Origin of the sequence: Bacillus cereus group sp. MYBK216-1 (assembly GCF_051916495.1) — a bacterium.
Taxonomy (GTDB): domain Bacteria; phylum Bacillota; class Bacilli; order Bacillales; family Bacillaceae_G; genus Bacillus_A; species Bacillus_A thuringiensis_K.
Map to the genome: position 1 here is coordinate 101,122 of NZ_JBQAGT010000009.1, position 15,378 is coordinate 116,499.

A 15,378-nucleotide genomic window follows, 5' to 3' on the forward strand; every position below is an offset into this window, starting at 1 on the left:
TTGTAACTACAAGCTACAACTATAGTATGAACAGAATCGAAAATATAATACAAAAAGAAAACTAAATAATATTTCATTTTGTATTAATTTGGAATACAAAAAAGAGCACTTAATAAAGTGCTCTCGTGACGAGAATCATTTTGTAACGACTTTTTATAAAGAAAGGAACACAGAATATTTTATGAAGTTATTTTCGGTTAAGTGTGTATCTTTCATAAAAAATTTTATTTTATAGAAAATGAAAAAGAGCATCGTTTGTAGATGCTCTTTGACCAAAACTTTCAGGAGAAAACAAGTAATGTGAGTTCACTCACTATAAGGTATGCATAATATTCTTTTCTTGTGTAGTGAATATAAAAAAGAGCACCTTTATATGGCGCTCATACGATAGGAGGTAACTTTTTGAGCTAAATACTGAGGTTAAATTTATATGTTTTATCAAGAAAAAAGAACAAAATTTCATTATTAGTTCAATATAAAAGAGCAGCTAGAAAAAGCTAACTACTCTCACAAGCACTGCCAAAAGGAACTACTTTGGAGAAAAAGTAGGTTGTACTTAGTGTTACCGTAATATTGGAATTTATTCGAGAAAATGAAAAGTTGAATTACTAAATAAAGTCCATATAAAGAGCAGCTAGAAAAAGCTAACTGCTCGAGCAAGGAAATTGGAGAAAAAGATTACCGTGTCATCTATATTATTGATGAAATATTGAGTTTTATTCAGGCGTAGAAGGTCTTTTCCGAAAGAAACAGCTAGGATTTCTCCTAGCATAGTCATAGGGTATTCGTCTATGGTCGAATTTACTTATATTGTAACTTGATTAACAAATGAATGAGATTTTAACTTTGCTAAGTTTTTCACTAGAAAATTACATTTATTAAATAAGAGTAAATTTAGTTTTAAACAAAATCCTTATTTAACAACAAATAAAAAGAGCGCTAATTGAGAGCGCTCCTTATACCTCATTATAACGAAAGTGACGAACTCACATTATACAGAAAGGTAGTATTAAAGTATGTAAAAGTATGAAATTGGTGAATGGGTTCAAACAAAATCTTTGTTTAGTTAAAAAGAGGTCCTAGGAAACTAGGACCAAAAGCGAAGTATCATCTTTAAAGTGAAAGTAAAAAGATTGATATGGGCTTATTCTATTACAAATCGAAATTTTAAAAAATTAAAATAAAATCGTTATTTTAATTAGTTCAGCCCCTTGAAGGGCGCTCCAAGGGGCTAAGATTCGAGAACTTGTAAACTCTTGTTTAATTACATGAAAACTCCCAAAGGAGAATCTATGATGTTTTAACACTCAACTAACTATTTTGACAAATATATATTGATAAAAGAAACCCCGATTGTCCGCGGGGCTTCTAAGGGTAAGTGCCAAGTAATGACGTACTCGACTAATTAACCATATCATGAATTTTTTGGTAAAAATACTGGTAAATGTGTCCAATTTTATGGTCGTTAATTTGAACAAAAACGCTATTTTAATAAGAGTTGGTTCTCGCTCGAAAGCAAGGGTTGCATAGGAAGTTCCAAAATGTTCTTTCTAGATGTATTAATGGTTAGGGAAACATAAATCTGGAAATAAAACTTGATATTCTGGGATTAATCGAAGGTCAACAGTTGTACTTGCAAAGAATTTATATTTTGTTTCTAATTCAGCTAGAGTAACTAGGTGATGCGTACCTAAGCCCTTCTGTATGCTATGTTTAGAAAGGGTTGGACCGATTTGTAATTTTCGATTTTTCATAGCTGTGTTCCATGGACTGTAAAAGAATTTTAAAACGAAAGCAGGGTACATGTAAACGATAAATGAATGATTTGACCAATGCCTTCCAGCTATATAGTTACCATGCGAATAATTGTGGATTAGTCTACCTCCGTAGTAAGGGGCAGGTGGAGTAGGATGGAGTATTCTCCCATGATAACGCTGTTTGACAAGGGGAATTCCGTATCTCGGATTGGAATAACCATGTGTAGGGTCATCTACCATCAGAATAGTCCTAATAGCATACATGTTTTTCCTTAAAGTGACAAGAGATGAGAAAAAGGCTTCCTTATCAAAACAGCAAAGAAATTCAGTGGTATTTAAAACCATTTTCCACCCCTTAATTTCTTTTTCTATTTCCATTATCTCTTTATCAACTAATATAGCATCAAACTCTAATACTTTTGAATCTCGGATTTCCCAATGAGGCGCAAATAATTTACATATTTCTACTGAACGATCAGTAGATCCTCGATTAATAAGAATACCGTGATCAAATAGTTTTGTGTGGTGCATTAGCCACCATGGGAGTAGATACTCTTCATTGTAAAAATGGGAAATTAAAGTTGTCTTAATAAAAACCCCTCCTTATAAACATGGATAAAATAATTCTTGCTCTAGTATAATGATTATCCTAGTAAATATGCATGTCGTGAGTATATTTGAGCAAAATGTTTATTTACAAATATAAAGAGCGCATTGGGAGGAAGGCGCTTTATAACCAAGTCTTTTTTAGAAAAAAGGTTCACATCATATTGTATGTATGTTTCATAGATAGGTGTGGTTTTATACAACAATCTGTATTTCATAACAAGAAAAAAAGAGCACATGTTTATATGTGTTCTAAGATAATCCTTTTAATATCTATTCAATTGTTTCTTTTGTATCAGGTGTATCAAATTTATCCCTTTTTTGAAGCGATAAAAAGTGTTGAGAGATTTGAAGTGACCCCTAAAAGTTAGACACGGTTATTTCATTAGGCAGCTTGATAAAAGTGAGTCCGGTATTGTACCGGGCTCATTTTTAATTTTGCCTTAATCCGTTTCGTATTATAATAATCTATATATTTTTCTAATTCTATTTTAAAGTGCTCTACATTTTCAAATTCTTTTATGTAGAGGAACTCAGACTTCATAATCCCAAAGAAATTCTCTATTACTGCGTTGTCGTAACAGTTGCCTTTTCGAGACATACTCTGGACGATAGCTCTTGATTCAAGTGTACGGACGTACTGTCTCATTTGATAATGCCATCCTTGATCCGAATGCATCAGTAGCTGGTGGGTTTCAGGTAAACGTTCCAATGCTTTCTCTAACATGTCTGAAACAAGCGAATACGTCGGTCTAGAACCAATTGTATAGGTAATAATTTCACCATTATACAAATCTAATACAGGTGATACATACAGTTTTTCTCCAAACAATTTAAACTCTGTGATGTCTGTTACCCACTTTTGATTCGGTGCATCTGTATGAAAATTACGCTCTAAAATATTAGGTGCAATTCTACCGACTTTTCCTTTATAGGATTTATATTTCTTCATACGCACAACACACTTTAACCCAAGCTCTTTCATAATGCGCTGAACCTTCTTGTGGTTCACTTTCTGACCACGATTCGTTAATTCATCACGAATGCGACGGTAACCATAACGACCTTCATTTTCTTTACTAAATCATAATACGTGCTTCGAGGAATAGTAGCTAGCTCCATGAGTGCCTTCACCGAATATTTATGCCTTAATTCATAGACTACTTGCGCTTTGTCTTGTTTTGTGATTTTTCCTTGTTTTGAACTAAGGCATTTAACTTTTTTAAGTACTCATTTTCCATCTCAAGCTGTTTAATACGTGCTTCAAGTGCTTCAACTGACCCTTCAGCTAAAGGTTGTTTTAATTGTTTATTTGAATCTTTTTTCATGGATGGACGCCCCTTTTTCTTAGATTGAAGGGCATCAATTCCTTGTGTTTCGAGCTGTTTTTTCCAAACAGAAATCGTTGAAGGGGCAGGAATATTAAAGATAGCTGCCGTCTCAAATAAGGACATACCGTTTTCAATCATAAAGTTTAGTACGTCTAGTTTAAATTGTTGTGTGTAATTTGTACATCGTTTTAGAAAAGCTTCCAGACCATTCTGTTTATATTGGTTTACCCAATTCAAAATGATTGTGTCACTTATACCGAGCGATCTACCCATTTCTCGATAACTTTCATTTCCGTTCAAATAACGTAGAACGATTTGTATTTTTTCATCCGCTGTAAATTTAGCCATAGAAAAACTGCACCTCCAATTGTTAGACTGTGTCTAACAATTGGGGTGCAGTTCACATGCATAAGTGCTCTTTAAGATAGGAGGTAACACTTTGAGCTGGATGTTTCGGTTAAAATTATATGATGCAGAAAAGAAATAAGACCTAAAATTTATTTTCAACTCAATATAAAAGAGCAGCTAGCAAAAGCTAACTGCAATGAGAAATTACATGGGTGATTATAGTATGGACAAAAATATCAAGTAGAACCAATTTTTGATTTTAAGGGTTTTGAGATTCAAAAGATTTGTGATCAGTGTAATGAGGTGGAAGAAGAGTGTTATTGTGATGCTGAGGCATATGAAAGGTGATTATTAAAAAGAATATTGCTTATACTAGTAAAAAAAATAAGAGGACCTGAAATGGAGAACAGGCCCTTTTACAAAAGTACATAAGAGGAAAACAATGTCTACTAATATAGTATCAATGAAGGTGATGTAATTCTAGGTACTAAATATTGAGAAATAGATATTAAAAATGTTGTTCGTGTAGCGTATGTAAATATCATAAAGAAAGTAGAGGATGGAAATAAGAATATGAGTAGTGGTACTAGATATAAATCGGGTTTCATCATTTTGATATATTTTGTTATGACACAATTTGTGGGGATAATAGGTGTACAATTGCTAGCGAAGACAGGTTGGTATGATATTCAGGGAAACCAACAGCAAGCAATTCAACAACTTCTTGTGCATTGGGAACTAATTGGGTTTTCACTTATGCTAATAATCATTTTTCCTATATATAGTAAAGAATTAATAAATGATCCAAAGTTATCGATTAAATTATCAAGAAATTCATTCATATGGATTTTAGTTGGGATCATATTCGTATTTCTTGCGCAGATGGTTGGTAGTGTATTAGATAAGAGTGTATTTCAGCTAACTACGCAATCAGCAAATACGTCTAGTACAGTCGCTGCAGCAGCAATATCTCCTGTGGCACTTGTTTCAATTGTTCTTCTTGCATAGTAGAAGAGTTTGTTTTTCGTTATGCGGCTATAAATATTTTAACTCAAAAGTTTAAACAAACTTGGAGAATATTAATAAGCTCATTGTTCTTTTCTATTATGCATTTTGATTTTCCATTTATATTTGGATATTTTTTAATTGGACTTGTACTTGCTGTAGTATATGTGCGTACTAATAGGTTACTGGTATCATTTGTTGTACATGCAATTATGAATTTAATAGTTGTTATGTTTCAAGTTCTATGATGGAAAATATATTGGTAAGTGGTGTTATTTTCATTAACACCACTTATAGTTTTATAGCATGAAGTTTGTAATGAAATAGCCAAATTCATAACCTGTTCTTATTAATCCAGCTCCTAATATTATATATAGAGAATATTTGATAAAAAGATTTTTGTTTAAGAATTCTTTTAGATTATTCATGCTGAATCTTCCATTTCAATTTTATTAATTAGATCGTGATGTGGCGATACCTTAAGTAAGCTTAAAATTATTGTATCGTTGTGTATACTTAAACTTTAATTTGTTTCATTAAAGCTCTAGCTGCTAAAAATAACATGAAGCTATTAAGAACTAAACCTCCTAAATTTATATAAAAGAAATTTGTTTTTGTAAAATTGTATATACCAGCTACTACAAAACTAAAAAAGATAAATGAAGCTATTATAAGGGATACTGTTTTTTTCTTATTTGTGTATGAATACATTATTATCATCCTTAAATATTATATATAGATACAATTATACCATAGAGTAGTGTATGGGATCCTGCCAACAAAACTCGGATTTCTTACTTTATCAAGACCTAAATTCAAAGAAACCTAAAATATAAGAGTCCTAACATATTATATATGACTAATATGTTAGGCTTTTTTATTTTTTGTAATGAGTTTTGGACCTGAGTTTGCGTAATATTTTTCTTTATTTGGATAGAAGTAAATAAAGCACCATAAACGGTCGTTTATGGTGCTTAGTTGGTTACACTAATTCACTAAATATATCATCTTTTATTTATTATATATATTTCGAAAAAATTACCATTTACACAAAATCAGTATTAGTGTATTATTCGTCTAGTACACTAATACTGAGGAGGGAATAAATGGAAAATGAGTTTTCTCCTAATATCCCGATTTATATTCAGGTAATGGAATACATAAAAAAGGAAATTGTAACAGGTCGTTTAGCACCGGGTGATAAAATCCCAGCTGTACGTGAACTAGCCAGTGAATTACAAGTGAATCCAAATACGATTCAACGCACATTTCAAGAGCTAGAACGAGAAGGTATTGCTGTGACACGAAGAGGAACAGGGAGATTTGTAACGAGTGAAGGAGAAAAGATTACTGAATTACGCAAAGAAATGGCAACAGAGTTGCTTGATAATTTTATAAATGGAATGGACAATTTAGGTTTTACGAAAGAAGAAATTCTTACAATCCTCCATTCTTCATTAGAAAAGAAAAGGAAGGAAAACGAATGACAGAGTTATTAAAAATTGAAAATCTGTGGAAAAGATATAACTTAAAAACAGTGCTTCAAGATTTAAGTGCAACAATTTCTGAAGGGAAAATTATTGGTCTTGTTGGTGATAATGGTAGCGGAAAAACGACATTATTAAAAATGATTGCTGGTTTGCGTTATCCATCTAAAGGAACTATCACAATTGAAGGTCAGAAGGTAGGAATAGAAACAAAGAAAATTGTTTCATTTATGCCTGATAGTCCTATTTTTGACGAGTGGATGACGATAAAAGCTGCTGTAGCTTTCTATCGAAATTTTTATCCTGATTTTGATTTAAACCAAGCAATGGAATTAATAACTGAATTTAAAATGCCATTAGAAGAGCATATAGTTGCTTTATCAAAAGGTGAAGTGGAAAAATTACAACTTATCTTAACTTTCTCCAGGAAAGCAAAGTTATATATATTAGATGAGCCATTGGGTGGAATTGATCTTGTTTCTAGAAAACATGTACTAGATTTAATTCTTAAATTTTACCGAGAAGATTGTACCATTCTCATTTCAACTCATTTAATAGAAGAAATCGAAAGTATATTTGATGAGGTAATCTTTTTAAAAGACGGAAATATTGTATTACATGAAAACGTGGAGGAAATTCGTTTTCATCAAGGGAAAGCAGTACATGAGTTGTTTAGGGAGGTTTTTGAGAAATGAATCCACTTTTTCTCTATTTATATAAGTGCAATAGAAAAAAAATAGCTGTCTTTTATTCTGGTTTTATTATTATTTCTTTACTTCTTTTATTTAGTACGATAGGACTCTCAAGGGTACTACCTCCGTTTATAAAGGATTTAGTCTTACTCATATTCCTGATGATAATTGGTATAGCTGCATTTTTACTTCTTTTAATAGCGCTGCCTTCTTTCAATAAAATATTAAAAAATTCTATGATTCGTTATACAGCCATCCCAACCCAGAAATATATATATGCGAATTTATTATTTTTCACAGTAATGTTTATTATTTTATTAGGTATAGGCTTAATTTTTTCATATTATTTTTCACAAAGTCTTGATGATGGAAAAGTAATTGGTTATGATCCCAGTCTTTATGGTGGGGAAATAACCGGAGAATTCCGACAAGAATATCACAAGTTGTATAGTTACGGAATCTTCCAACACATATTTGCTTTTCTTTTATGGGGAATCGATTTCATGAGTATCCTTATTTCTTGTTATTTTATCATGGCAATTATACGGCTGTTTCCAGTGAAGTCATGGATGAGTAAAATAATTTTATTCATCATTTTCGTTGCTATTTTTTCAACAATACAAACAATGATAGTGAATGTGTTAAGTAAATTAGAGAAATATGCAGTTACTATTAATAGTTCTGGGTTCATGGATAAGAATAATTTTTTTGATACATCATTTTACCCTATTGAAGATTTCACTATTTTTGGTCTATGTTTTACTTGCTTGTTAATAATTGTACTCGTAGAGATTACAGGTCGCATTATCAATAAGAAATTAGAGATATAAAAAATTCACATTACAAGCAAAAAATATTTTAGGAGGAAAACATGAGAACATCTAATCCAATGTTAAAAAAAGACAAATTTCATGAAGAGAAGACAAACGCTTCCACGATGACTATAGGTGGAACAATAGGAAAAACATTTATTATGCTTATCTTACTTCTTGCAGCATCTGTCTATTCATACTTACAAATGATGCAAGGTTCAATGAAAACATCAGTATTAATTGGAGTAGCAATAGTTAATATAGTAGTTGCATTTTTAGCTATATTTATCCCTCGTATATCACCAATTTGTGCACCGATTTATGCTGTGGTAAAAGGGATTGTATTAGGAAGTATTTCTGCATATTATACAATGCGTTTTGGAAATTCTATTCTTTTAACTGCTGTATTATTAACCATTTCGATTTTATTTGCAATGTTAGTATTATATGCTACTCGTATGATAAAAGTAACTGAAAAGTTCCGTACTGTTTTAACAGCTGCAACACTTGGCATTTTAATTATGTATTTGATTGTCTTCTTACTAAACACCTTTGTTTTGACTGTTCCTTACATTCACCAAGGTGGGACAATCAGTATCATTATTAGTACCGTTGTGATTGTCGTTGCTGCATTAAATCTATTACTGGATTTTGATTCGATTGAAAATGGTGCACGTAGTGGGGCGGCAAAACATATGGAGTGGTATAGCGCAATAGGGCTCATGATGACATTAGTATGGTTATACCTTGAAATTCTCCGTTTTGTTTCTTACTTTATGAAAAATGAAGAATAGAAAAAATCCTGCATGTTTCAAACATGCAGGATTTTTTTATCTAGTAGTGTCAATTTGAACATGAGAAAGTATCAAGATGCTTTACAACGGTTTCAACCATTGCATGTAAATTTTCAGTATCCCTTATAATATTCTTTCGACTACCACAAATAAATTAACATTAAAGAACTAATTCCTACTTAGCGTACGAAATTTGCGTTTTATTGGTGTTAGCCCATGTACATCAACTTAAGGAATGTAAAAACCCCCAAAACAAAAAATGAGCTGACTTCTCAAAATAACTAACTGTAGAGAAAGAGAATTTTCATTTAGGGGTACTTTTATGCTAAAAAAAAGGCTTATAAAGTTGAGGGGCTCAAAAATTAAATTAGGATAATCCGTAAGTATATGCTAGGCTTGGTTTACCATTTGATTTACTGTTTTCATGTCCTTTACGAGTGGGGGGGCTTTGTTTCACGGAAAAAAGAAAAGCAGACTCTCATAAAACAGCCTGCCTTCCCTGCTTTGTAAAATTAAGAAGCTTTACGTACGTTTGAAGCTTGAAGTCCACGTTGACCTTGCTCCAAATCAAAAGTCACTGCTTGACCTTCTTCTAAAGTTTTGTAACCTTCGCCTTGAATCGCTGAGAAATGAACGAATACATCGTCTCCACCTTCACGTTCGATGAATCCGAAGCCTTTTTCGCCATTAAACCATTTTACATTACCTTTTTCCATTTGTATTGCCTCCTAGTGTGTAAACACACACAATGTAATACTATCCTTGCTCTCAGTGATCATAAAGGTGAAAAGTTACAAATCCTTTACACCGAACAAAAATAATTCATTTTAATAATAACATTTTTTGTAATAAATGTCAAGGTGAAGAAAAGGCATTAAGCTCACTATTTCTTTATGATAATCATTGACGTATATGGTGTGTGTAGCAATGGAACAAAATCACGCAACAAACACTAGCGAACATTCATTTTAAGGGTTATTTCGTATATTAGTGGACATAAAATAGCTATTTTATGTCCACTAATGCTTATTGCTTTATCCTGTTCCATTGCTATACATACCCCTGTTAGAAAATGAAACTTTATTCGATAGCCGTAAGTTTCGTGAAATGTGTGACATGGGTCGGTTGATTGAAGATCAATTTTTATCTTTGCTTTCCTATGTTGCAGATCAAGAGCGTAAAAAAATCCATTAGCGACGAGCAGAAGGGATTGCTGAAGCTAATTTAGGACGTCCTCAGGTGAACCTTTCAACCCTAAGCAAACAACAAATGCATATGATAGAAGAGACTTATTTTAAATGGAAAAGTGGCGAAATAACAGCTACTATGTTTATGCAAATGTTAGAGTTAAAGAAAAACATGTTTCATAAAATAATGACGGAATATGAGGAAATAAAGTAGGATCTCTCTTATTAGAAATCCTACTTTTTCTTTGGTTGTAAGAATCTTGATGTTTTTGTATCAGAATAGTATTGTGTATATCAAAAAAAATAAAAGACAACTCCAATTAAGAGTTGTCTTTTTGTGTAATAAAATCCCCAAAATATGAAAATATACAAACGAATATAATACGTTATGGTTGATATTATAACAAAACCGAAGAGTATTGAAAATAAAAAGAATGTTGTAATGATTTTTTAAGGTTTTAGTTAAAAAAGCCTCGAAAATAAACCTTTTATAAAGGTTTCCTTAAAATATGATTATTGTATTTCGAGGGGTTCCTTATAAATCTTAGCTATATATTTTACAAAATCAATGACGGGATAGTGTATGAGTGAACGGTGCTGCGTAAAACGAACCCCTTCGTTTTCCATTTTTGAAATGAGTTGTTCAATTTCCAACTCTTTTTGTTGTATTCTATTATAATTTTGATATACAATGTTTTTCCATTGATAGGAAGAGCCGTGAAAATAACTCTCTCCTTTTACCCTGTGACTAAATATAATTTCTATTTTTTCTCTACGTTGTTTTTCCTTCATATGCGCTTCCGTTGACTGCATGTTTATCGCCTCTTCCCTTTTTTGTTGTATAACAAAATTTGGTCTAACTCACCATACATAGACAATGTACATTGTTCTAGTTGGGATTTGTCGTTTAAGGCTATCTCATCCACTGTATTTGGTTTTCAAGTGCTTAATCTAATATATTGGATTTACATCTAAATAAGTTGTTAGTGTGTATAAAACACTATCTATCTTTATTATAAAACGATTCTTTATAAGCATGCACCTTTTTACACTCAAGAAGATTTATAACATGACGAGTATCTTCATCCATGAATGTTATTCTGTATTTACTGAGGTTAGTTTCTTTATCTAGGCTAACTAACATATTGTATGCCTCAGTATCTATTTTATAAAAAAGAAAATAGATGTAACGGTCCCCCTTTTAATAAAAAGATCCTATAAAAATATAGCGCTCTTAAAAAGTTTTGTTACAAATTTATTATGTTTGACTTAAAAAAGGAACGTAATATTTATTTGTAGAAAATTTTAAGAGTAAAAATAGAATGACTATCTGTGATAAGAAATGGGGGGACTTTTATGCTAACAAATGATTTAGATTTCCGATTAGAACCACGTTTAAAAGAACTGTATGAACAACATAAAATAAGAGCGCAGAAGATAGACTGGGGTTATCATGAGTTTTTACCATGGGATAAGGGAATGGACTTTAAAAGAGTTCCTTGGGATGAAAGTCAAGTTACTCTTCCTTCTGGTGTAATTACAGCCATTGAAACAGCTTTATTAACAGAAGTGAATTTACCATGGTTTACAACGTATTTATCTGTGACTTTTAAAGGGTCCCTTTCTGTTATTACAGACTTTATTCATACTTGGACCTCAGAAGAGGATCAACATTCGAATTTATTGGAGACATATTTACTACTCACTCGAAGTGTGAACCCTAAACGTATACATGAATTAAGAAAGTCAGTCGTTGAGGGTGGATTTGAGCCTGATTTTCATACACCAATCGAAGCCATGACGTATACGACGCTACAAGAACTTGCAACGATGGTGTTTTACAATAATGTTGCTAAGGTTGCAAGTAAGCATGATCCAGATCTTGCTACATTATTACGCCGTCTTGCAAAAGATGAAACTCTTCATTATGCGTTTTATCGAGACGTTATTCGAATACATTTAGAATTGGAACCAAATTATTGCTATCATATTGCCAATGTGATTAAGAATTTTAAAATGCCAGGTGCCGTCATGCCTGATTTTGAAAATAGAATGGCTGTGATTGCAAAAGAAGCGAACTATGGACCACTACAATATTTTGATCAAGTACTTGATGTAGTGATTGAATATTGGCGGTTAAAAGCCTTACGACCAATTGCACCTTTAGCTGAAAAAGCAAGAATTGAGATTTTGGAGTACCACACAAGATTGAAAAAAATAAGGGATCGATTTGGTCGTTTTCAAGGGGGAAAATGATCTACGTTAATGAGTAGAGGTTTCAGAATATGCGAGGGGAAATTCCCTTTCCCTTTATGGGAAATCTGACACACTCCCTATGTTTTTTGTGCTATTTTTATTCGATTTGATATTTAAAGAAAAAGTAATTGACAACAAAAATAATTTTATGATATTATGAAATATTTGATAAAAAATCACATATATGGTAACCTTAAGAAGGTTACCATATATGGAGGTGGATTATATGTTTCAAATTGGCGATAACATTGTTTATCCAATGCACGGAGCAGGTATAATTGAAGCCATAGAAGAAAAAGAATTCTCAGGAAAAAAACAACAGTATTTTGTCATAAAAATGTCGATCAGTAAGATGCAAGTCATGATTCCTACGGGTAAAATAGTGAATTCGAATATACGCCCAGTTACTGATATACTTGCATTAAAGCACATTATACACATTTTTCACCATGAAGAATCCTGTAAATTACTGCCGTGGAAACAAAGGCATAAAGTGAACACGGACAAAATAAAAACGGGTGAAATACAAGAAGGTGCTGAAGTTGTACGGGATTTAATGCGTATGAAGAAAGAAAAAGCACTCAATACAAGCGAAAAAAAATTGCTGGATGATGCATATAGATTTTTGGTCAGTGAACTAGAATTAATTAAAGGAATCACTGAAAATCAAATAAAAAGTTTCTGTTAAGGTTCATTATAAATAATGTATTATATCCTCTGAAAACATTCTAAATCTTTCGGGAATATGATGAGTATTAAAAGCAAATCATTTCAAAGACATTCAATTTCTTCAACTCACTTTTAGAGTAGGAACCTCTTTTGTTATTACTTCAATCTAATCCATTTTTATTATAAAATTTTTTTACGAACGTTCGAAGTTTCATCAAATAACTCGATTAAATAGTCACTTGATTTTTGCAATCCTGATTCACACTGGCACGGACAAGGAGCCGTAAGGATGAAAGAGAGGTAGGGCTTTCATTGTTTTAGGTAATATACTATCTAAGTCATTATTTCTAGAAGAAAAAACAATCAATCTCACTGCTATCTTTAAGAGTTCCTTACATCTACTGAGACAGTGAATAGTAATTATTTATCTTCTTTACGTAAAATTGATAAACGAACTGGTAACACCATATGGTCAACTACAAAAATGGTTTCCAGACCAGGAAACCATTTTTAATTTCATTTACATAACAATAGTAAATTAAGCAGTAAGAAGGAGTGCACACATGAAAAAAATGTTAACAAAAGAATTGAGTAATGAATTAAAGAAGCGGGAAGGGATCATTTCTATTAAAGTTGAGCCTTATGAAAAAATCGAAGTTGGTGGAATTCGTGTAGATGGACCAGCTGTGATTCTAATTAATCAAGAATAGCTAAAAATAGTTGCATGCAAGAGGAAAGGATCTGCCTTTAAGAGGAAGGAGGGTCCTTTTTGTTTGCTGCAAATTTTATTTAATGTGTTGGGCTTAAAAGGAAGGAGAGGGTCGGGATTATCATGGTGGAAAGCTTAATATTGATAGGATTTCTTTTTACGTTATATAAGTTAGTTGAAAAAAAAAGAAACTAATTCATATAACGATATATTGTTTCCTTTATAAGGGCAAGACTTATTTGAAAGTGATATGGATAATTTAAAGGAGGAATTTAGATGGATGCAAGGAAAGAACGCATTAAATGCGAAAAAATGTCAAAGTATTATGATCGTATTTATTCAGTTTCGTTTATCCTATTAATTATACTTGTTTGTAGTAGTGTGATAATCATAGGAGCTACAGGAGGAAAATATGGAGTGTTTTTATTGTTAGCAATTTTACTTAATGCACGTATTACGAAAGAATCTCAAAAAAAGTATGAGCACTATTCTAATAAAGGGCGTATTTAAATTCATACATATCTAAAAGGAACAACCTAGATGTACAATCAAAATATTCATATATCATCACCTATTAACTAGTAAAAGTAACTTCATTTAAATAATTTTTAGGAAGTCAGAAATAGAAACAGTACCTTATTAAAATGTTATTTCCGTTCCTATAATGAATTATCCTTCTAGCATATTTATAAGATTTATATCCTATATTAGGAGAAAGAATACAAATTAGAAAGGAGACTTATAGAATGAGTTATTCGGAAGGAAATGACTTGAGTGAACAATATACGGTAAGTACATCTAATCCCTACGTATACCAGACATTACAATCAGTAATTGGTAAATATGTGGTTATTGAAACTGTAAGAGGTAATGTAAGGGGACAGTTAAAAGATGTGAAACCAGATCATTTGCTCATTGAAGATACGGCGCCATATATTGTACGCATTCAACAAATTGTATGGATTATGCCAAAGCAATAATCAAATTTATAAAAAATTAATGTCATAGTCCACCAAGTAAAAACACAGGGTTTTATTTCTGTGTTTCTTCAAATTTCCGTTTTTGAATATATGCTTGAGCATGAATAAGTTCTTCCTGAAGCTCTTTTAATTCTTTTATAGATTCGGATTCAATAGCCATGTAAGTAGTAACTAAACTAATCATCATATCCATCTTCTCTACTATATTTTGAATGATTTGTTCAGATTGCTCTTTTTTAGGATGTTGTATTGCTATTAATACATTTTCTATATAATTGTTCTTTCTTTGCTGGATATCATAAATAAACTGTTTTGTGTTTGAATTCATTTGCCATTCCTCCATTTTGGATATACTTCTATCCTATCATATTTTAATGGAAAATATTAGATTACCCTGAATATACACCTGTCTCGCACATCTCCCTAAATATACAAACTAATCCCTTAACGTAAAGGAAGATAAGCAAAACACTTCAATTTTGTGCCTGAAAGTACAATTTTCTTTTTTTATGTGGTGCCCTTGTTGCAAAGTAGAGCTGCAGCATCGCTCTATCAAATGGGCCGTTCTTACTTACAACGTTCATCGGTCAAAGGGAGTATTGCAAATGATTTTGGTGAAGAATTCAATTATACTTGGAATGAAATTAAGAAATTGGTGAAAAGAGTGGTTCTAAACGGAGTCACTCTTTTGTTGTATAATTTTTGACTCTTAATAGATTAAATGTATTGTAAAGAAGAACAAAGT

Annotated in this window: 14 protein-coding genes and 4 pseudogenes; 12 read left to right on the forward strand and 6 right to left on the reverse strand. The window is 31.8% G+C overall.

Annotated elements, in window-relative coordinates; translation table 11 throughout:
- Positions 1 to 1,559 precede the first annotated feature (1,559 nt).
- Positions 1,560 to 2,288: a hypothetical protein gene (locus ACTFRH_RS24515; protein ID WP_000546538.1), complete on the reverse strand. Its 729-nt coding sequence runs from the start codon at positions 2,286 to 2,288 to the stop codon at positions 1,560 to 1,562.
- A gap of 460 nt (positions 2,289 to 2,748) precedes the next feature.
- Positions 2,749 to 4,042 (reverse strand): annotated as a pseudogene (locus ACTFRH_RS24520) (IS3 family transposase).
- A gap of 573 nt (positions 4,043 to 4,615) precedes the next feature.
- Here ACTFRH_RS24520 and ACTFRH_RS24525 point away from each other — a divergent pair.
- Positions 4,616 to 5,295: pseudogene (locus ACTFRH_RS24525) on the forward strand (lysostaphin resistance A-like protein).
- 268 nt (positions 5,296 to 5,563) lie between these two features.
- Here the strand turns inward: ACTFRH_RS24525 and ACTFRH_RS24530 are convergent.
- The gene (locus tag ACTFRH_RS24530; protein WP_000287694.1) at positions 5,564 to 5,758 is read right to left on the reverse strand and encodes a hypothetical protein; all 195 of its coding nucleotides are present in this window, start codon (positions 5,756 to 5,758) and stop codon (positions 5,564 to 5,566) included.
- A 395-nt stretch (positions 5,759 to 6,153) separates the two neighbouring features.
- On the opposite strand from ACTFRH_RS24530, the gene ACTFRH_RS24535 reads away from it, so the two are divergent.
- From ACTFRH_RS24535 to ACTFRH_RS24550, 4 genes are read left to right on the forward strand one after another with little or no spacing between them, the layout of a single operon-like run.
- Entirely contained in the window at positions 6,154 to 6,534 is a 381-nt protein-coding gene (locus tag ACTFRH_RS24535) for a GntR family transcriptional regulator (RefSeq protein WP_000426666.1), read from the forward strand.
- A complete protein-coding gene (locus ACTFRH_RS24540) occupies positions 6,531 to 7,229 on the forward strand; it encodes an ABC transporter ATP-binding protein (RefSeq protein WP_000137755.1) in 699 nt (232 codons plus the stop codon). Before ACTFRH_RS24535 ends, ACTFRH_RS24540 begins: the two co-directional genes overlap by 4 nt.
- A complete protein-coding gene (locus tag ACTFRH_RS24545) occupies positions 7,226 to 8,056 on the forward strand; it encodes a hypothetical protein (RefSeq protein ID WP_001068581.1) in 831 nt (276 codons plus the stop codon). Before ACTFRH_RS24540 ends, ACTFRH_RS24545 begins: the two co-directional genes overlap by 4 nt.
- 41 nt (positions 8,057 to 8,097) lie before the next feature.
- Positions 8,098 to 8,832 carry a Bax inhibitor-1/YccA family protein gene (locus ACTFRH_RS24550; RefSeq protein ID WP_001260636.1) on the forward strand — a complete coding sequence of 245 codons (735 nt, stop codon included), beginning with the start codon at positions 8,098 to 8,100 and terminating at the stop codon, positions 8,830 to 8,832.
- A gap of 512 nt (positions 8,833 to 9,344) precedes the next feature.
- Here ACTFRH_RS24550 and ACTFRH_RS24555 read toward each other — a convergent pair.
- On the reverse strand, positions 9,345 to 9,548 hold the full coding sequence (locus ACTFRH_RS24555; protein WP_000410774.1) for a cold-shock protein: 204 nt from the start codon (positions 9,546 to 9,548) through the stop codon (positions 9,345 to 9,347).
- Positions 9,549 to 9,888: 340 nt separating this feature from the next.
- On the opposite strand from ACTFRH_RS24555, the pseudogene ACTFRH_RS24560 reads away from it, so the two are divergent.
- Positions 9,889 to 10,233, forward strand: a pseudogene (locus tag ACTFRH_RS24560) (recombinase family protein); the annotation flags it as partial.
- A gap of 299 nt (positions 10,234 to 10,532) precedes the next feature.
- On the opposite strand, the gene ACTFRH_RS24565 reads toward ACTFRH_RS24560, so the two are convergent.
- Positions 10,533 to 10,832: a hypothetical protein gene (locus ACTFRH_RS24565; protein ID WP_001191998.1), complete on the reverse strand. Its 300-nt coding sequence runs from the start codon at positions 10,830 to 10,832 to the stop codon at positions 10,533 to 10,535.
- A 543-nt stretch (positions 10,833 to 11,375) separates the two neighbouring features.
- On the opposite strand from ACTFRH_RS24565, the gene ACTFRH_RS24570 reads away from it, so the two are divergent.
- The 5 genes from ACTFRH_RS24570 to ACTFRH_RS24590 all read left to right on the forward strand — a co-directional run bounded on the left by ACTFRH_RS24570 (position 11,376) and on the right by ACTFRH_RS24590 (position 14,633).
- Positions 11,376 to 12,275, forward strand: a complete 900-nt coding sequence (locus ACTFRH_RS24570) for an acyl-ACP desaturase (RefSeq protein ID WP_000957107.1) — start codon at positions 11,376 to 11,378, stop codon at positions 12,273 to 12,275.
- A gap of 226 nt (positions 12,276 to 12,501) precedes the next feature.
- The gene (locus tag ACTFRH_RS24575) at positions 12,502 to 12,963 is read left to right on the forward strand and encodes a CarD family transcriptional regulator (RefSeq protein WP_000486303.1); all 462 of its coding nucleotides are present in this window, start codon (positions 12,502 to 12,504) and stop codon (positions 12,961 to 12,963) included.
- A gap of 544 nt (positions 12,964 to 13,507) precedes the next feature.
- Positions 13,508 to 13,654: a BC1881 family protein gene (locus ACTFRH_RS24580; protein ID WP_000738545.1), complete on the forward strand. Its 147-nt coding sequence runs from the start codon at positions 13,508 to 13,510 to the stop codon at positions 13,652 to 13,654.
- A gap of 275 nt (positions 13,655 to 13,929) precedes the next feature.
- The gene (locus ACTFRH_RS24585; protein ID WP_000340025.1) at positions 13,930 to 14,163 is read left to right on the forward strand and encodes a hypothetical protein; all 234 of its coding nucleotides are present in this window, start codon (positions 13,930 to 13,932) and stop codon (positions 14,161 to 14,163) included.
- Between the two features lie 236 nt (positions 14,164 to 14,399).
- Positions 14,400 to 14,633 (forward strand): YuzF family protein, encoded by a 234-nt coding sequence (locus ACTFRH_RS24590; protein ID WP_000122228.1) that lies wholly within the window; start codon positions 14,400 to 14,402, stop codon positions 14,631 to 14,633.
- A gap of 52 nt (positions 14,634 to 14,685) precedes the next feature.
- Here the strand turns inward: ACTFRH_RS24590 and ACTFRH_RS24595 are convergent, their stop codons facing one another.
- Complete coding sequence (locus ACTFRH_RS24595; RefSeq protein ID WP_001087718.1) at positions 14,686 to 14,961, reverse strand: hypothetical protein; 276 nt, start codon at positions 14,959 to 14,961, stop codon at positions 14,686 to 14,688.
- Between the two features lie 192 nt (positions 14,962 to 15,153).
- Here ACTFRH_RS24595 and ACTFRH_RS24600 point away from each other — a divergent pair.
- Positions 15,154 to 15,339: pseudogene (locus ACTFRH_RS24600) on the forward strand (hypothetical protein); the annotation flags it as partial.
- Positions 15,340 to 15,378: the final 39 nt, after the last annotated feature.